General features: G+C 43.0%; 19 protein-coding genes and 1 pseudogene. 16 read left to right on the top strand and 4 right to left on the bottom strand.

Going from position 1 to position 18,358, the window contains the following annotated elements:
- The first annotated feature begins 59 nt into the window (after positions 1-59).
- The 4 genes from NSU15_RS11640 to fetB all read left to right on the top strand — a co-directional run bounded on the left by NSU15_RS11640 (position 60) and on the right by fetB (position 4,220).
- The gene (locus NSU15_RS11640; protein WP_042126617.1) at positions 60-809 is read left to right on the top strand and encodes a GTP pyrophosphokinase family protein; all 750 of its coding nucleotides are present in this window, start codon (positions 60-62) and stop codon (positions 807-809) included.
- Between the two features lie 167 nt (positions 810-976).
- Positions 977-2,602 carry a glycoside hydrolase family 9 protein gene (locus NSU15_RS11645; RefSeq protein WP_339290482.1) on the top strand — a complete coding sequence of 542 codons (1,626 nt, stop codon included), beginning with the start codon at positions 977-979 and terminating at the stop codon, positions 2,600-2,602.
- 113 nt (positions 2,603-2,715) lie between these two features.
- On the top strand, positions 2,716-3,465 hold the full coding sequence (locus NSU15_RS11650) for an ATP-binding cassette domain-containing protein (protein WP_081954056.1): 750 nt from the start codon (positions 2,716-2,718) through the stop codon (positions 3,463-3,465).
- Complete coding sequence (gene fetB / locus NSU15_RS11655) at positions 3,462-4,220, top strand: iron export ABC transporter permease subunit FetB (protein ID WP_076121899.1); 759 nt, start codon at positions 3,462-3,464, stop codon at positions 4,218-4,220. Before NSU15_RS11650 ends, fetB begins: the two co-directional genes overlap by 4 nt.
- 7 nt (positions 4,221-4,227) lie before the next feature.
- Here the strand turns inward: fetB and NSU15_RS11660 are convergent, their stop codons facing one another.
- Positions 4,228-4,434 (bottom strand): excalibur calcium-binding domain-containing protein, encoded by a 207-nt coding sequence (locus NSU15_RS11660; protein WP_231574261.1) that lies wholly within the window; start codon positions 4,432-4,434, stop codon positions 4,228-4,230.
- Between the two features lie 249 nt (positions 4,435-4,683).
- Here NSU15_RS11660 and NSU15_RS11665 point away from each other — a divergent pair, with 249 nt between their 5' ends.
- Entirely contained in the window at positions 4,684-5,187 is a 504-nt protein-coding gene (locus NSU15_RS11665) for a hypothetical protein (protein ID WP_339290485.1), read from the top strand.
- A 98-nt stretch (positions 5,188-5,285) separates the two neighbouring features.
- Here NSU15_RS11665 and NSU15_RS11670 read toward each other — a convergent pair whose 3' ends face one another.
- Positions 5,286-6,143 (bottom strand): alpha/beta hydrolase, encoded by an 858-nt coding sequence (locus NSU15_RS11670; protein WP_339290487.1) that lies wholly within the window; start codon positions 6,141-6,143, stop codon positions 5,286-5,288.
- A gap of 187 nt (positions 6,144-6,330) precedes the next feature.
- Between NSU15_RS11670 and NSU15_RS11675 the strand changes: the two are divergent.
- Positions 6,331-7,148: pseudogene (locus NSU15_RS11675) on the top strand (cupin domain-containing protein).
- A gap of 50 nt (positions 7,149-7,198) precedes the next feature.
- On the opposite strand, the gene NSU15_RS11680 reads toward NSU15_RS11675, so the two are convergent.
- Complete coding sequence (locus NSU15_RS11680; protein ID WP_076121892.1) at positions 7,199-8,194, bottom strand: acryloyl-CoA reductase; 996 nt, start codon at positions 8,192-8,194, stop codon at positions 7,199-7,201.
- A gap of 354 nt (positions 8,195-8,548) precedes the next feature.
- On the opposite strand from NSU15_RS11680, the gene NSU15_RS11685 reads away from it, so the two are divergent.
- The 9 genes from NSU15_RS11685 (at position 8,549) to NSU15_RS11725 (ending at position 15,004) form a co-directional block, all read left to right on the top strand.
- A complete protein-coding gene (locus tag NSU15_RS11685; RefSeq protein ID WP_076121891.1) occupies positions 8,549-9,967 on the top strand; it encodes an NAD-dependent malic enzyme in 1,419 nt (472 codons plus the stop codon).
- Between the two features lie 130 nt (positions 9,968-10,097).
- A complete protein-coding gene (locus tag NSU15_RS11690) occupies positions 10,098-11,318 on the top strand; it encodes an IS256 family transposase (protein WP_076119303.1) in 1,221 nt (406 codons plus the stop codon).
- Between the two features lie 292 nt (positions 11,319-11,610).
- On the top strand, positions 11,611-11,961 hold the full coding sequence (locus tag NSU15_RS11695; protein ID WP_339290489.1) for a histidine kinase dimerization/phospho-acceptor domain-containing protein: 351 nt from the start codon (positions 11,611-11,613) through the stop codon (positions 11,959-11,961).
- Between the two features lie 68 nt (positions 11,962-12,029).
- Positions 12,030-12,461, top strand: coding sequence for an ATP-binding protein (locus tag NSU15_RS11700; RefSeq protein WP_339290491.1), 432 nt, complete (start codon positions 12,030-12,032; stop codon positions 12,459-12,461).
- Positions 12,462-12,499: 38 nt separating this feature from the next.
- Positions 12,500-13,057 carry an AAA family ATPase gene (locus tag NSU15_RS11705; RefSeq protein WP_339290493.1) on the top strand — a complete coding sequence of 186 codons (558 nt, stop codon included), beginning with the start codon at positions 12,500-12,502 and terminating at the stop codon, positions 13,055-13,057.
- Positions 13,047-13,493, top strand: a complete 447-nt coding sequence (locus NSU15_RS11710) for a hypothetical protein (protein ID WP_339290495.1) — start codon at positions 13,047-13,049, stop codon at positions 13,491-13,493. Before NSU15_RS11705 ends, NSU15_RS11710 begins: the two co-directional genes overlap by 11 nt.
- Before the next feature lie 10 nt (positions 13,494-13,503).
- Complete coding sequence (locus NSU15_RS11715) at positions 13,504-14,049, top strand: histidine phosphatase family protein (RefSeq protein WP_339290497.1); 546 nt, start codon at positions 13,504-13,506, stop codon at positions 14,047-14,049.
- Positions 14,050-14,074: 25 nt separating this feature from the next.
- Complete coding sequence (locus NSU15_RS11720) at positions 14,075-14,518, top strand: GNAT family N-acetyltransferase (RefSeq protein ID WP_042126638.1); 444 nt, start codon at positions 14,075-14,077, stop codon at positions 14,516-14,518.
- Between the two features lie 15 nt (positions 14,519-14,533).
- Positions 14,534-15,004, top strand: coding sequence for a DinB family protein (locus NSU15_RS11725; protein ID WP_339290500.1), 471 nt, complete (start codon positions 14,534-14,536; stop codon positions 15,002-15,004).
- 28 nt (positions 15,005-15,032) lie between these two features.
- On the opposite strand, the gene NSU15_RS11730 is transcribed toward NSU15_RS11725, so the two are convergent.
- Positions 15,033-16,727 (bottom strand): ABC transporter substrate-binding protein, encoded by a 1,695-nt coding sequence (locus tag NSU15_RS11730; protein WP_339290502.1) that lies wholly within the window; start codon positions 16,725-16,727, stop codon positions 15,033-15,035.
- A 111-nt stretch (positions 16,728-16,838) separates the two neighbouring features.
- Here NSU15_RS11730 and NSU15_RS11735 point away from each other — a divergent pair, with 111 nt between their 5' ends.
- Positions 16,839-18,338, top strand: a complete 1,500-nt coding sequence (locus tag NSU15_RS11735; RefSeq protein WP_339290504.1) for a DUF4173 domain-containing protein — start codon at positions 16,839-16,841, stop codon at positions 18,336-18,338.
- Positions 18,339-18,358 lie beyond the last annotated feature (20 nt).

Here is an 18,358-nt window from a genome sequence, read left to right on the forward strand (position 1 = left end):
TTCACTAGTGGATTGGCTATGATAAATATAGAGAATCGCTACAAGAGGAGAAATGGATTATGACCCCCGAGAATCAAATCGAACAATTTAAAAAGCTAAAGCACGAGGTTACCCGTTTTATGTTGATTTATAAATTTGCATTGGATGAGATGGAGACGAAGATTGAGATCCTGAAACAGGAGTTTCAATCACTTCATGATTACAGCCCGATTGAACATACCAAATCGCGGATCAAGTCTCCAGAGAGTATTATGAACAAAATGCTGCGCAAAAATGGCGAATTATCACTGAACTCAGTGCGAAATTGTATTAAAGACATTGCTGGTTTGCGGATTACCTGTTCTTTTATCTCAGATATTTATCATGTTAGTGAAATGCTTCAAAAGCAGGACGACTTAACGGTTCTTGAAGTGAAGGATTATATTAAGAATCCCAAGCCTAACGGATATCAAAGTTTGCATTTGCTGATTCAAGTACCAGTATTTATGTCAGATCGTCAGGAGCTAGTTTGCGTTGAGGTACAAATTCGTACCATTGCTATGGATTTCTGGGCAAGTCTCGAACATAAAATTTTCTATAAATATAATAAATCGGTACCAGAGAGTATGACACGTGAGCTGAAAAATGCTGCGGATGCCGCTCATGCCCTTGATCTACAAATGGAGCGTCTGCACCGAGATATAAAGGAAATCAAAGACGATGATGAAGATGATCTTAGCTCCTTCGAGGAGGAGCTTCGCCGTATAGTGGTTCATAATAAGCAATTCACACTTCCAGCTAACTTTATTAAATTGCTTGACGGCAAATAAGCTGTGTTTATTTCCTAGGGTTATCCGTTTCGTTTCGGATTAGCTCTAGGTTTTTTCTTGTATACATCATTGCCAGGGATAACTAAAATAGAGTATTCTCAACTTGAAAGAGAGACTTATAACTTGTAATCATCAGCTTCATCAAATTGATATGAAGGAGAATGAAGATGAGCGAGCGTACACTCCGAACCATTACTGTTAATCAAATTGGATATCCGGTGGATGGAGAAAAGATTGCGGTATTTTCTGGTTCTGGACATGACTTTAGGATCGTTAATGTGGACAGTGGTGATGTAGTATTCGAAGGGGTATCGGGTGCAGAACGGTTTGATGAGGCAAGCGGAGTAACTGTACATACAGGTGATTTTTCTGAGGTTAGTGCTACAGGTAGATACCGGATTGAGCAGGGTGAGGGGATAGCTTCGGCATCATTTATAATCTCAGATAAACCTTATCATGAGCTTCAACAGGGCTTGCTGAAGGCCTTTTATTATTATCGCTGCGGGGTTGAGTTAACGGAAGAGTATGCTGGAGATTGGAAGCATAAAGCATGTCATACAGCAGAGGGAATTGTATATGGACAAACAGATCTTCGGCTGGACTGTTCTGGAGGCTGGCATGATGCAGGTGATTATGGAAAATATAGTGGACCCGGAGCAAAGGCCATCGCTGATCTTTTGCTAGCCTATGAATTATATCCATCCGCTTTTGTAAGCGCTATTCCGATCCCTGAAAGTGACGGGCATACGCCAGATATACTGCTGGAATGCAAAGTGGAGCTGGATTGGTTGTTTAAAATGCAGGACCATAAAACAGGTGGAGTCTACCATAAATTAACTACATTGAACTTCCCCGACCTGGATGTAATGCCTGAGGATGACACAGCGGATCTATATTTCTCACCGGTATCAGCTACTGCCACGGGAGATTTTGCTGGAGTCATGGCCATGGCTGCAAGAGTGTATGAGCCATTTGACTCAGCCTATGCGAAGAGATGTCTGGCTGCAGCAACACTAGCTTGGGAGTGGCTTGTTCAACATCCAGACGTACCCGGCTTCACGAATCCACTTGAAATTAGCACTGGAGAATACGGGGATGGGATCGATAAGGATGAGCGCTATTGGGCAGCAGCGGAGTTATATCGTACGACGGGGAATGAAGAATACCATCAAGCTGTTCTGCAACTAGTAAAGCTAGAATTTCCGAGATACAGTTTAGGCTGGGCAGATATGGGCGGCTATGGGACGCTTGCGTACCTGTTAAAGGGTGAGGAGCAAGCAGACCGAACTTTGTATACATCTTTAAAAAAAGGGCTTATAGCTGAAGCGGAACGTTTAGCAGAAGTGAGTCGTAAGGATGGTTTTAGAATCTCCTTGAAAGAGGAGGATTACATTTGGGGAAGTAACATGCTCGTAATGAATAACGCAATGCTGCTGCTTGCAGCTGAATATTTTAGTGGTGATTCGAGTTTTGCGGACTGTGCGCTAGATCATTTACACTATCTGATGGGGCGTAATGTACTTGATATCAGTTATGTTACCGGATATGGCGATCGTCCTGTGAAGCATCCACACCATCGTCCATCTGTTGGTGATCATGTGGCTGATCCAGTCCCGGGTCTAGTGTCTGGGGGGCCAGATCGTGGGCTCCATGATGAATATGTAGTAGAACATCTGCAAGGCAAACCAGCCGCTCAGTGTTTTGTAGATCACGAACTTAGCTACTCTACGAATGAAGTAACGATCTATTGGAATTCACCGGCAGTGTTCGTTACAGCTCGATTTAATCAATAAATTGAAGGGGAAGGCATGTCTCTTAGAGGAGATGCCTTTCTCTTTTTTTATGTTAAAATGCTATAATACGTGGTGGTATGTAATTTGTACGTGTGGCAATAGGAGGTAAGGCATTGGGCCGTATTTTTGAAATTCAAGGAATTGCAAAACTGAACTGGAAAAGCAGCGAACAGGCTTCGAAATATCTATTCTCGGACATCTCCGCAGAAATAACTGAATCGGACCGGATCGCTTTGATCGGCGCCTCAGGTCAAGGTAAAAGCACACTGCTTAGAATAATGGCTCTGTTGGATGCTCCGGATGAAGGGGATATGCTTGTTAATGGCACTTCATTCAAAAGCATGGATTCAAGGCTGTGGAGAATGAAAGTAGGGTTTGTGGCTCAACAAGCGGTTATGTTGCCTGGCAGTATGGAGGATAACCTAAGAACCGTCAGTAAGCTGCATGACAGACCATATGACCTTAAACTAGTACAGCGACTATTGGAGCAGCTAGGGCTGGATCAATTGGATTTAAGTAAAAAAGCGGCAGATTGCTCTGGCGGTGAGAAGCAGCGGATTTCCCTAATTCGGTCATTGCTACTGCGACCTAATGTTCTATTACTCGATGAAATCACAGCATCACTAGACATTGACAGTACTCAAAGGGTTGAGGATCTGCTAGTTCAGTGGCATAAAGAAGAAGGAACTTCAATGATATGGGTGACTCATGACCTTAAACAGGCTAGCCGAATAAGCACTACCACATGGTTTATGGGGAATGGTAAGCTAGAACAACACTTGAGTGAATCTTTTTTTGCTGAATCTGCGGAAGCTTTGGCCAAAAGGTTTATTCGACCGTTAGAAGGAGCGTCATTATTATGAGTTATACTGCACTGAGTTTTACGCTTCTGTTTGTATTAGGAACGATGTTAGTCTCAGTATGGCAAAAGCTCGGACTGGAAAAAGATATTATTGTAGGCACTATAAGGTCGGCGATTCAATTGCTAGCGGTCGGATATGTGCTGCAATTTATTTTTAAAACCGATCAGATGATCTACGTCATTTTGATTATAATCTTCATGATAAGTGTTGCCGCATGGAATGCAGCGAAAAGAGGGAAGGGACTACGTGGATTAGTCTGGAGAATTGGACTTGCGATCGCCTCTATGGAACTTCTCATGATGGGCATTCTGCTTGGCTTACATATTATTGAGGCGACTCCACAATATATCATTCCGATTAGTGGCATGACCATTGGCAGCGCCATGGTTGTCTCGGGGTTGTTCATTAACCACATCAAGCACGAAATACAGCAGAGCAAAGGGGAAATCGAGACCCTGCTGTCACTCGGTGCAACGGTTCCACAGGCGATCCATGAAGTTAGAAAAAGATCTGTGAAATTCAGTATGATCCCAACCATCGACGGAATGAAGACAGTAGGCCTAGTCCAGCTTCCAGGGATGATGACGGGTATGATTATTGCAGGTGCTGATCCAGTAATCGCAGTCCGCTACCAGATTCTGATTGTGTTCTCATTCACCGCTTCTGCGGCCATAACAAGTATACTGCTTAGTGTAATGAGCTACCGGCTCTTTTTCACACCGGACCTACGGCTTAAGCAAACGGTAGAACTATAATAGAATTTTATTTCTCACAAGCGATTCCGTCATTGTCACGGTCGCTTTTTTTGTTGGCATTATAGAGCTCTTTGGATACATAGGGTTTATATTTTGTTTTGCCGCCCTTGTTCTTAGTTGAACTGGAAAGAGCAACACCGCCTTTGTAATCTTTATTTAATTCTGTGCAGTTCTTGTAAGTTTTGGCTTTGGATTCAGCGTTTACCGTGCTCATGGTACCGATGGATAAAGTGAGTAGCAGCCCTGTTGCTATGCATATACTTATCGTTTTTTTCAAGGGAAACATCTCCTTTGGATGAAAAATTCAAGCCAGTACTTTCGTTTATGCACTAGTCCTAGGAATATAATACTATAGAAATGGCACTTGGGAAGTGGAAAGTGACATAATTATTGTTGTTAAGATACATAGAAATTAGCAATAACGGGGAATAATTAGAATTCAATTCACATGAGGTGAAAAGCTTTGTATGAGGTGATTCTGATTAGTAAAAAGAAATTGATGGCTGCCCTGATCGCAGGCGTATTGCTTCTGCCGGGAATCGCAATAGGTGCACCTGACACCGGAACGGTGTTTCATTCTAATGGAAAGCTGCTCTCAGCCATGCCTTTGCCAGCTCCGGAGTCTAAACGAATCCTATTACCAACTGCATTTCAAGCAGCTGAGTTATACGGGTTCGGTTTACAGCACCGGAATGCATCGATTCAATATTCGATCTTTTCCAAAGAACTCAAAAAGGTTATGTACCCGCAGTTTGTTGAACTGAACTGGGTAACTGGCGTATCCAGCCCATGGATCACAAAATACGAGGTTACTAAAGAAACAGTAATTAACCCAAATTCAGAGGTTATAGAAATGCGCATAGATTCCGCGACCTCAGCTGGTCCGGAGCCATCCATGCTTCTGAAGATCTCACTTGTTAAAGATCATAATAGCTGGGTGATTACCGGCGTAAAGCCGAATCCTTAAACGTATGGAGAATTGAAAAAGAGCAAGCGTAATAGGGAACACTCCCGTACGCTTGCTCTTTTTTTACTGACTGAATACATTATTCCTCTATTACGCGACTAGTCTCTTCCCGCCTTGACCATTAATTCCGCCATCATTTTTGGCTCGGTTCTGACAGTGGTCATATGATCTCCTTTACCCTCGATGAAGCGAAAGACACCTAAATGACTGGACTGAGTCGGATGAAATCCATATGGACCTTGTGGGATAGCTGTGTCTTCCGTCAGATAAAGATAACTTTTAGGGATTTGGAGACTGTAAAATTTCTTGAGATCTAGCTTTTCGAATAGTGGGGTAGCCGGTTCAGGTGGTGCTTGTTTATAAAAGGCTTGTGCTTGCGCAAGACTTGCAGTGTTGACGAATGTATCCCGGAAGAGCGGGAAAGGGAGTGTGATGGTGTTATTGCCGGATGCATCTTTAAGCTGTTCAAAGGCTTTGAGCGTATCTGCCGGAAACTGATCCGCCACACTTTGTCCGTCTAGCGGCGCGAAGGCATCGAAGAACACGATCCGTTTGATCCGATCAGGGACTTGCTGGGAAACTGTCTGGATGACTGACCCTCCAAAGCTATGTCCGAGGAGAATAAAATTCTTCAAGTCTTTTTGTTTGATATAGTCGACAACGGACTTTGTGATTTGCTCATGCGTTACGTTATTATTCTTATCCGCACCATGTCCGGCATATTCCGGCGTGTAGACGGTGTGTCCTAATTTGCGGAGCTCGGCTGCAGTTTCATCCCAAAAACCTGCTGTAGCCCAAGATCCATGAATCAGAACAAAGGTTAATGGAGTCTGTTTGGAAGATGATTTGTGATCAGCGGCCACAACAGTGGAGAGTTGATTCAAAGATTGCAAGCCCATCATGGTGAAAAGAGTAATACATAACGCTAAAACTATTTTAGTGTGGATCGATTTCATACTTTGCCTCCTGCATAGTTTGAGAATTTAACACTATAGAGGATGCCCCGTTTAACAGGTAAAGATGAATTTTTAATGGAGTCAGTGAATCTCCGGCACCTAGGCATAGGCAAACGCATATCTTGTTGTTAGGGAATTCAAAAAAATTATAGTAACAGAAGGGTAGGAATTATCAGTGACTTCATACATGGACTACACGTCCCCAGATACAGAATTTACTTTTGATGTGAACACTAATACTCTCTTTAAAAAGGATGCCAACAACTTTATTAATTTGCTGTCCGTTAAGCAGTTGAACACACTGGAGAATACTTCGCTGCTTGATATTTTCTTAGTAAATCGAATGTGGTGGAGCCTCATTATCATCAAAATGCGGCAGAGCTTGTCTATTGTATCTGCGGTTCAGCGGTAGTGTCCTTAATTAATCCGTTTACAAATGAACTTTTGCATTTCCCAATTTGTCCAGGTCAAGTGGCAAATGTACCGCAAGGCTGGTGGCATTATGAAGTAGCAACGGTCGATAATACTCATTTGCTCGCGATTTTTGACGCACCTATTCCTGAGGTTATCTTAGGTTCGGATATTCTAAGCAAAACTCCGGCGAATGTATTAGCTCATACTTACTGTTTGAATGAAGCCTTGGTAAAGGAAGCCTTAGCGCCTATTAAACCTGGAACCTTTATCGGCCCACCTGCCGACTGCTGTGAGGAAGATAAAGTAAAGGGAGTTAGCAATATGGCTCCTAATATGGCTCCAAATATGAATATGCATGCAAATATGAAACCGAACATGCACCCACACATGCATCCGAACATGCAGCCGTACGCTCATATGCAAGCTCAACCCATTCCCATCTCTTCACAAATGCCTCCAGCGACGCAAGCATTTAATTACCAGCCTTACCCGATGCAAGGATACTACACGCAAGGCTATGAACAGCACTATCGTCAACAGCCTTATGTACAACAACAACCGAATTATCAATATTCAAATAATCAAGAGTAACTACAAAAGACCTCCCGAGATCATTTCTCGGGAGGTGTACTTGTTATGGTTTAAGAAATACGGACAAGCACTCTTCCTCGTGTGTTTCCTTGCAGAATATCATTCAATGCCTGCGGCAATTCATTTAAGGTTACTTCACGATCTACAAGGTTCTCAAGCTGTGCAGGCTTCAGATCAGTTGCCATCCGTGTCCACACCTTTTCACGAAGCGAAGCAGGGCACTCTACGGAATCAATGCCTAGCAGATTAACTCCCCGAAGAATAAACGGAAGGACAGTAGTCGGAACAGAAGTGCCGCCGGTCAGGCCGCTAGCTGCAACAGAACCTCTGTAGGAGATTTTACTCAAAATCGCGGCAAGTGAGTTACCCCCAACGGAATCTACAGCAGCCTGCCATTGCTGTTTCTCTAAAGGTTTGGTCGAACTGCCAATAACTTCTTCGCGTGAAATGACTTCTTCCGCACCAAGACCTTTTAGATACTCGTTAGCTTCGGCATTACCAGTACTGGCCACAACGCTATAGCCCTTTGTGCTAAGCATAGCGATAGCTGATCCACCTACTCCGCCGGTCGCTCCAGTTACGAGGACTTTACCATTGTCTGGTACTATGCCGTTGTCCTCCAGTGCTTGAATGGATAAGCCAGCCGTCAGTCCAGCGGTACCATAGATCATAGCTTCTCTTAGTGTAAGTCCTTCCGGGAGAGGGGTGATCCAAGCAGCAGGAATACATGCGTATTCGCTATATCCTCCAAAGTGAGACACGCCAATACCATACCCTGTCGCAATGACTTGCTGTCCTTCATGAAACCGCTCGTCTGTGGAAGACACCACAATACCGGATAAGTCGATGCCAGGAATAAAAGGGTAGGTTCTTAAAATCTTCCCGTTTGGGATACTGGCTAGTCCGTCTTTATAGTTCACACTGGAGTATGCAACCTTAATTACAACTTCTCCTGCGGGTAGTTCTTCTAAGGTAACCGGCTTAACAGCGACGGAGAATGATGATTCTGTTTTGTCGACAACTAGTGCTTGAAATGATTCTGTCATAAGTGTAAGCTCCTTCAATACGTTATAGGTAAGACATGTATATAATATTTATTCTGCCCAGTCAACTTGTCATTGTCTATGATATAACGCAAGTGAGACTCCGTGGATCACACTTTAATTGTGAATTGTAACATTATATCAAACTGGATAGAAAGAATCCTGATTTGATTATTTTAAGGTGAAAACGACTTTGTGCCCGTCGCTACGATCCCTGATGTATTTGGTCATGGTGCCTAAGGGAATACTATATGAAGAAAAATACTAAAGTGATCTATTCAATAGGATGAAAGTTTGTTTAAATGGTATAGTATAGTGTATTTGAAATCTTAGGATTGTAGAAAGAGAGGCTAATTCATGGCGATTGCAACAACGATGATTGTAAGGCTCGAAATTCGGAAATCGGTTGCTTCTTTTGGTGATGTTGCTTCAGGAATTGCCACTGCTGGCGGAGATATCGTTGCGATTGACGTGATTCGTGCAGGTAAGGATGTAACAACTCGAGATATAACAATAAACGTGCAAGATGCCGCGAATGGAGAAATCATGTCTATACTATCGAAGATGCCAGGGGTCAAAGTAATCAACGTGTCAGATCGAACATTTTTAGCTCATCTAGGCGGAAAAATTGAAATCACACCTAAAATGCCTATCAAGAATCGTGAGGATTTATCGCTGGTGTATACTCCGGGAGTTGCCCGAGTGTGTACGGCAATTGCTGAAGATCCGAACAAAGCCTACTCATTGACGATGAAGCGGAATACTGTAGCTGTCGTTACGGACGGTACGGCTGTGCTTGGACTAGGAGATATTGGTCCGGAAGCGGCTATGCCTGTTATGGAAGGTAAGGCTATGCTGTTCAAACAATTGGCGAACATCGATGCCTTTCCACTATGCTTAAATACCAAAGATCCAGATGAAATCATTAATATTGTAAAAGCAGTATCTCCTGGATTTGGGGGAATAAACTTAGAGGATATCAGTTCTCCGCGCTGTTTCGAGATTGAACGTCGGCTTGCCGAAGAGCTGGATATTCCGGTATTTCATGATGATCAGCACGGTACATCTGTTGTAGTTTTGGCAGGTCTTTTGAATGCGCTTAAAGTAGTGAATAAATCTATCGAAGATGTTCGAATTGTCGTTGTGGGTATAGGTGCAGCTGGTGTGTCTATTTGTAATATGCTTCTGGCGGCAGGAGCTCGCAAAATCTACGCGGTAGATCGTGAAGGTGTTCTTAGAAAAGATCTTCAGTATGATAATCAGGAATGGCGGAAGCTTGCTGACGCAACGAACCCGGAAGGCATTGAAGGTGGACTGACGGAGGTTATGCAGGGAGCCGATGTCTTTATTGGGGTGTCACGCGGCGGGATTCTATCCGTCGATCATCTCAAGAGCATGGCCAGCGATAACATTGTGTTTGCAATGGCGAATCCGACACCGGAGATTGAACCAGAATTGGCTGAGCCTTTTGTTCGTGTATTAGCGACAGGTAGAAGTGACTATCCGAATCAGATTAACAATGTGCTGTGTTTTCCCGGGATCTTCCGTGGTGCACTGGATTGCAGAGCAAAAACAGTGAATCTTGAAATGAAGCTGGCCGCGGCAAAAGCGATTGCTTCCGTCGTCCATCCGGATGAAGTTAATGAGCAATACGTAATCCCGAGTATTTTTAACGAAAAAGTAGTAGAGCTAGTGCGTTTGGCAGTGATCCACGCAGCTATCGCAACAGATGTGGCCCGCCGGATTCCTAAGGATATTGCTAAGGATATGGAATAAAGGTTAACTATAAATGGACTGCTTTGCTTAGTGAGAGAGCAGTCTGTTTTTTTATACGAGTCTGTAAAATATATTGTGTAAACTCTCAAACCCATTAAAATGGAAGTAAGAGAAAGGCTGGGGAGAACACATGGGACTTTGGACAAAACAGCAGTTACGGGAATTTATTAAGGAAAACAATTTGGTAAGCGCACAGGATGCGCAGAATGCTCTAAAAGAGCTGTTTGCGGAGACGATTCAGGAGATGCTGGAAGCCGAAATGGATACTCATTTGGGCTATGGAAAGCATGAGGTGAAAGCGAAGCTCACGCCAAACAGCCGTAACGGAAAGAGCCGTAAAACCGTAGTCAGTGAGTATGGTGAGCAGGAAATCGCTATTCCTCGGGATCGGTTGGGCGAGTTTGAGCCCTTGGTCGTCAAGAAGCATCAGTCGAATGTAACGGGCATCGAAGAACAAATTATTGCGCTGTATGCGAAAGGGATTAGCACCCGAGAAATTCAGGACCATTTAGGGCAGATGTATGGTATTGAGGTATCTCCAACGCTCATTTCCAATGTCACGAACAAGATTGTGCCTCTCATTAAAGAATGGCAGAACCGGCCTCTGCAAGGGGTCTATGCCGTCGTCTATTTGGATGCGATCCACTTCAAAGTCAAGCAAGATGGGGCCATTATCAATAAGGCTGCCTACATGGTCATTGGCATTGATCTGGACGGAAACAAAGACGTGCTGGGGATGTGGATTGGTGAGAATGAGTCCTCCAAGTTCTGGCTGAGTGTGCTGAATGAACTGAAGAATCGCGGGGTTCAGGACATTCTCATTATCTGCGTGGATAACCTGTCCGGATTCTCTCAAGCGATTGCCGCCTGCTATCCTCAAACGGAAATCCAGAAGTGTATTATTCACCAAATCCGCAGCTCCACACGGTACGTGTCGTACAAGGATATTAAGAAGGTAACAGCCGACTTAAAGCCTATTTACAAGGCAGCTACCGAGGAAGGTGCCTTGCTTGAACTCGACCGTTTCGAGGAAGTTTGGGGAGCGAAATATCCCCTCATTATCCGTTCCTGGCGGACCAATTGGGACGAACTCGCTACCTTTTTCAAGTACCCGCCTGAGATCCGCAAACTGATTTACACCACCAATATGATTGAGAGTTACCACCGTCAGCTTCGTAAAGTGACGAAGGGAAAAAGCATCTTTCCCACAGATGAGGCGCTACTAAAAATGCTCTATCTGGCCACCGTCGACGTCACTCGGAAATGGACAGGACGTGTCCAAAACTGGGGGCAAATGCTGCTCCAGCTGTCGGTCTTTTTCCCCGATCGGGTCGGTCAACACTTGCGTTAAATTCGCGACTTCCCCCTCGGGGGAATCTGTGCTTAAAAGAGTTTACACAAAATTATTGACAGACCCGTGTGTGATGATTATATCCATTAGTATATGGATCTACCCAAAGTATGAGACATATACCTTTAGAAAGATTATCATTCTTTTTGGATTTGCTTACTTCTATACTCTTTTCTTTTTATATCCGCAAACTTGGACCACCTATATATTGATTTGTCTTATTCCCGCACTTTCTATTCTATTTTTCGATTTAAAACTGTTCTACTTTTCCTTTATTATAAATGGATTATTAATGGTAATCACTTTTAGTTACGTCATTTTTATTGATAAAGGTGATTTATATACTTATTTACATCATGATATTGTAGGCAACATTATTAATATAATAGCTGTTCAAGCGTTATTATTTTTCATTTTCCATTTATCATTTAAGCGGGTGAAGAAGCAGCAACTGTATTATGAACAATTACAGCAATCCGAGCGGTTAAAGATGGTAGGACAATTAACAGCTGCTGTTGCGCATGAAATTCGAAATCCAGTAACAGTGGTCAGAGGCTTTTTGCAATTGTTTAAAGAGGACACTTCATTTGATGATCCTATGAAAGGTAAGTTCAACTTGATGATTGATGATAAAACACAGTAGAACAGATAATCTCTCAATTTCTAACCCTTTCAAAACCAAATGGAGATCAAAGACTAGAGAAAGTAGATGTGAAGGAAGTTCTTCAAAGTGTTACAGGTCTGCTTCATTCCTATGCCATGCTGTCTGATAATCAAATCGATATAAAGGTAGAGGAAGATTGCTTTATTTCTATTAATAAAATAGAGTTTAAGCAGTTACTCATTAATATTATAAAAAATGCGCTAGAAGCTTCAGATGTTGGGAAATCCGTCTCAGTCACAGCAAATAGAAATAATCATTTTATCGAGATAATGATCATGGATGAAGGAAGTGGAATGTCCGAAGTAGAGATTAAGGCGCTCGGCACACCTTTTTATTCATTAAAAAGTAATGGAACTGGTTTAGGGTTAATGATTTGCTTTAATATTGTAGAAAAATATGATGGGGAAATCTTTTATAATAGCTCTAAAGGTAAGGGGACAACCGTTACTATTCGCTTTTTAGCTACGAATGATCAATAATATTCCAAAAATGGAAAAGTTAATTCTGGAGGGAATATATGCGAAGAATTCACATCATGGGTGCATCTGGAGTAGGAACTAGCACATTAGGTCAGCAATTAGCCAAGGTGTTACCTCATATTCAGTTGGATAGTGATGACTATTTCTGGGAGCATAAGTTCACTAAACAGCGTGAAATCAACGATAGATTAACTAGAATTAAGCAGGATTTGGTCCATAAGGAGCCATGGATTCTGAGCGGTGCAGTTTGCGGCTGGGGGGATGGACTTCGGTCCTATTTTGACTTGGTCATTTTTTTATGGATTCCGCAGGAGATCCGTTTGAATCGTTTAAGAGTTAGAGAATACGAGAGATATGGTGACGAAATTTTACCTGGTGGAAATAAATACGAAGCGAATCAGACTTTTATGGAGTGGGCCGCTTTATATGATACTGCAGGAGTTGAAGTCAGAAGCAAGGTACTACACGAGGAATGGATGTCCGCGTTGAAATGTCCTATTTTACGAATAGAAGGAGATTTAACTCCTCAGGAACGTGTTGAAGTCGTGCTGAATTATTTAAAGTCTATGGAATCAGGAGGAACTCATGATGATTAAGAATCTGGGTACGCTGTTGCTGTCTGGGATGTTGTCAGTTCTTCTTGTTGCCTGCAATACAACTACATATAAGCATAATTACACCTTTACAGGTGAAGGAGAAGTATGGTCTGCAGCATATGTTCAAAAGGCTACGGAGAAGTTCATCGATAAAAAGGGTGAAAGGCCAGATTATGAAACTTCACAACAATCTACATTTGAGCTTAAATATAAAGGAGAACAAACGGATCTGGATAAAATAAAAGATTTTAAATATATCTTCAAGGGAACCTCGGGTGAAGAAAGTAAAACCTTAGAAGATGTTAATGGAGTAAGAAGTGAGTTGAAGTCCGAGAGATCCGGGAGTGGGGCGTACGAGCAGGAGGACTCTATCATTAAGGTAGTAGTGGAGTGGGATGGAAAGAAGGAAGAATTTGATCTGGAGGTTCGTAAATAGTGGAGCATATATGAAAATTGGTTTAGTGAGACATTTTAAAGTGGCGCAACAACCGGTGAGTGGGCGAATGTCGGGAAAACAATTCAACGCGTGGGTTGAGGCGTATAATCAATCTAATATTGAGTCTGGGGTGTTCAGTAATTCAGAGCTTGTTTGGGAGGTATGCCTTAGCAGTGATCTTCCTAGAGCTATTCATACGGCGACTCAGATCTACTCAGGCGATATTATCTATACTCAGCAGCTAAGAGAAATCGAGATCGTCGCAGCCTCGCAGACTGAAATTAAGCTGCATCATTCGATTTGGTTAGCGCTGGGACGGATCGCTTGGTACATAGGTCATTCCTCGCAGCGTGAGAGTAGAGGGTCAACGTTACTTCGCACACAAGCAGTTATTGAGCGCTTAGAACGCGACTTTGGATCATCCAATGTACTCATAGTTACTCATGGCGCTTTTATGAAGGTATTAGCACAACAACTGGCCCTCAGAGGTTATATTGGAAAACGGATATTTTATCCACGGAATGGTGAACTGTATTTGTATGAAAAAGATTCTTAAATTAAAGAAGGCAGGTTGAACATTCATGGTTGTTATTAAAGAAATAGAATGGGAGTCTCTCCATGAACTTGGTGATTTATACCAGGAGTTGATGGATCATCCCTCGGATCCTAATAAATTTGAACAAGTATTTAAAGTGATTAAGGCAGATAGTCGGTACATATTGTTGGGCGCTTTTGTGGATGGGGAGTTGATGGGGTCTTTGATGGGGATTGTCTGTCATGACCTAGTAGGGGATTGCAAACCGTTTATGGTGATTGAGAATGTGGTAGTGTCATCGCGTGCCCGTCGTCAAGGTGTGGGGAAAAAACTGATGCTCGCCATCGAAGAAATGGCTCATGAGAGAGGCTGCTTTTATATCATTTTAGTCTCAGGAGAAAAGCGGAAGGAAGCGCATATTTTTTATGAATCCTTAGGGTATAGAGATGAGAAGGTAGAGGGGTACCGGAAACATCTAAGTTCCCATTAAAAGGAGGTAATTGATTTGCAAACATTTTTCCAATATAACTGGATGGTTCGTGAACAATGGTATGAGTGGTGTGAGAGTATTTCTGAGGAAGAGCTCCTTGAGGCACGTATTGGCGGTGTAGGCAGTATATTGAAGACACTCTTCCATATTGTTGATGTGGAATGGAGCTGGATTCAAGTATTGCAAGGGAAACCGGATTTTCAGGAGGACTTTGAGCTTTACAAGTCTTTGCAGCAGGTAAGGATGCTGGATGCGAAGTTCCGGACCGATGTGGAACCCTTTGTACTGTCTTGGCATGAGGGTTTAGAACGGAATATTTTTGAGGATCACCTGGCGGATGGCCGGATCGTGACGGATACTTGGGGCGAAGTGATGCGCCATGTGATCGCTCATGAGATTCATCATGTCGGACAGTTGTCCGTTTGGGCAAGGGAAATTGGGAAGGAGCCAGTTTCTGCTAATTTAATTGGAAAAGGGCTCCGATGATTCGTGAATCGAATGGGTATTGTGTATATCATGTAGTGCTGTCTGTGGAGAGTAACGGCGGAAACCACAAATGGCGAAGATCAACCCAGCCTTGACTATTGAAGCTTACGCCTCGGACAGAGGGCAAATAAGCAGTCTGAGTAGGTTTTTCATACAAGATGTACAAATGATGCTCCTCAAGAAGACGGTTCTCGATAATCCTAAAGCTCTCCGATCTAGCTTCAGGATTAGGTTCCCTTGCAATGGTATAGAGCCAGCCTTCAATATCCGCCCGGGTATGCGGTTCTATATGCTGGGAGAGCGTGAGGTATAAATCAAATAAGCGAAGCTGTTCATCCTCGTCGCGAAATAATGAGAAAACAATCAGGTCAGATTCCAGTCGAACCGGGCCTTTGAATTCCTCTGGAGACACAGAAACAACCGTACATGAATAGCCTTGCCGCCCTAGCTTGGTAGCAATAAATTCAGCATCGCTAGCATATTGCGGAATAGTGGATATTTGCAGCGAGATTTCTTGGTCTTCTATTGAATTTTGCGATACAGATATTGAATTTTCTATTAAACAGGATACAATCTTTGCCCGAAGAAGGGGGTCGCTAAGCGGTCCTTTTTTTTGTGTATTGCAGGTCACAAATTTACGAATGTAGGACTCCGAATGAATTCGGCTCCAAGACGAAGAGTTGGTAGATGAAGGGTTCTGAATCACATGAAAAGCCGAACCTGTATCTGAGGAATCTGTCTCGGTATCCCATGGAACATAGAGTATTTCGACCCGATCTAAATGAGCTCTTCCTTGAAAATAATAAGGAAAAACCTCCAGCACACAGGTGTCCTCGTTCATGTCCACAACCTTGAATGGCCCCGTCCCCACCGGTCTGCGACCAAAGCTAGATTCGTCCATTCCTTCTAAATCACGCGGAACAATAGCGGCTCTGCTCGTACACAAAAACGGGAGAAATAGCTCGTTAGGCTGCTTAAGAGTAATTTGTACGGTGGATGGATTCAGTGCGTTAACCTGCTGGATTTCTTTGAAAATATAACTATAGAGCGTCCGCTTAGAGGTTCGCATTAACCGTCCCAAGGAATAGACTACATCTTTGGCAGTCAGTACTTTTCCGTGATGGAACAAGACTTCCTTGCGCAGAAAAAAAGTCCAGATCGTACGGCTTTCATCCACTTCCCAGGCATGAGCAAGACTAGGTACAATCTTATCCCGTTCCCCGCTGCGTCTCACTAGTCCGTCGAAAACATGACTGGAAACAAAGGACTCTGCCAATAGATTCATATGGAGTGGATCGAAGGTGTGCAGCTGCTGGGTGATGGGAAGTCGAAGGGTATCAATCTGTTTATCACTACGTATTTCGGAATGATGCCCAAAATAGGTCAACAGCCAACCTTGCAATGTATCCTGCAGTGAAGATGAGCTGGCATGGGTTTTGATGCCTTCAATCGCTTTGTGAACATCTTTACGGCTAATGGCCTGCATCATGGATTGCAGTGCAATTTCTTCAGAGGGAACAAGGAACTGTAATAAGGAACGACTTCCCCGTCCTCGCTTAGGTGTCCATTGTACCCATTCGAGCTGTATCATTTTATTCACAATATGCATGGCATTTCGATGTGTACATCCGAAGGTGGATGCTAGTTCATCCATTGTAACTGAGATTTCTGCCGCTCCCCCAAACTGAGAGTGAAGTTTTAAATATTGGTTATGCAGCTTCATGGTTTAGTTCCCTTCAGAAAATAGGAAATTATTAATTAATTCTTTCTCTTTTTTTTCTTATTTTATCATTTAGAATAAGGATAAGAAAGTAAGAATATGGGGGTGTTTACCATGACCGATGAAACGGAGCTTAAGCTTAATCGATCACTTTCCGCTTTAATTGTTGCCTTCTTACTGGCGATTGTTCATCAGTTGTTGTTCTACGGAAAGTTGCCGGGGGTATCTTATCCTATTTTTGTTTGTCTGTTTTATGCATATATGCTTTATTACGCTAAGGCTAAACTGCGTAAACTCACCAAATTCAGTTACTTCTGGTTCGGAGCGATTTTTTTACTTTCGTTGACCTATGTATTCTTTCATAATTTATTCTACTTTGGGTTGAACCTGTTAGTAATCCCGATGCTGATTTTATTACATATGACTTATCTCCTAAGTGATAAACGCCCCTCTTGGAGCAAGTTCAAAGTGCTTTGGGATACACTCGAGCATGTGATTCCACAGAACTTTCGTCACTGGGGTACTGTGTTTAAGGACATCAAAAGTAGCAGTGATCGTAAGGTGAAGGATGAGCGCAAGCAAGTGCTCGGGAAAGTGTTTACCGGGCTTGCGATTTCTTTACCGATACTGCTTGTTGTGATTACCCTGCTTGCCTCGGCCGATGGCGTGTTTCATCATGTGCTAATTTGGCTGCCAAATATGCTCGATCGGATTTCATTTGGCGAAATTATTGGTCGGACGCTCTGGATATTCCTAATGGGGATGGGATTTTTCGGGTTAGTATGGGGCTTTGTAGATTCGAAGATCTATGACTGGGAGGTGCAGCCTAAGGAGTATGGCCCCGTGCTTGCGCCTCTCACCTTTAAGGTTGACCCAGTAATTATGACGACAATTCTTATAGCCGTTAACACGGTATATGTTCTGTTCGTAATCGTGCAGTTTACTTACTTGTTTGGGGCCTGGGAAGGTATTTTACCAGAGGGGAGTTCCTATGCTGATTACGCTCGTAGTGGATTTTTTGAGCTAATTATGGTGACCGCGATTAATTTCATAATTTTAATGCTGGCATTGGGATCGGAAGGAAAGAGGGGCGGGATGCTCCAGAAAGTCATTAATATCCTATTGTATATCTTGGTCGGTTGTTCAACTGTTATGTTATATTCCGCCTTTACTAGACTGACTTTATATGAAGAGGCGTATGGCTATACTACGATTCGATTCCTAGTACATGCGTTTATGATTTTTATGGGATTGCTGTTGATTCTTGCAGCATTGCGGATAGCTGTTCAGCGTTTGCCACTGGCTAAATGTTATATTGTGCTGGGTATGGTCTCTTATGTTGTAATGAACTATATCGGGATGGACGTTATTATTGCTAATAAGAATATGGAGCGTTATGAGGTAAGCGGTAAGCTGGATGCAAATTATTTGGTGGGCTTATCACCAGAGGTTATTCCTTCACTGATTAAATTCAGCCGTAAGGAAGACGGGATGCTGGATCAATTTTTGAAAAATGAACGCTGGGACGGTGCTCAAAGAGAGCGGAAGTGGCAGTCTTTTAATATCCCGGAATATCGAGCGCAGCGCGAGCTGGATAAATATTTTGCACAGTAAAGGTTATAAGAAGGTGTGAG

The sequence above is a fragment of the Paenibacillus sp. FSL E2-0201 genome (genome assembly GCF_037963325.1).
Classification (GTDB): Bacteria; Bacillota; Bacilli; order Paenibacillales; family Paenibacillaceae; genus Paenibacillus_AQ.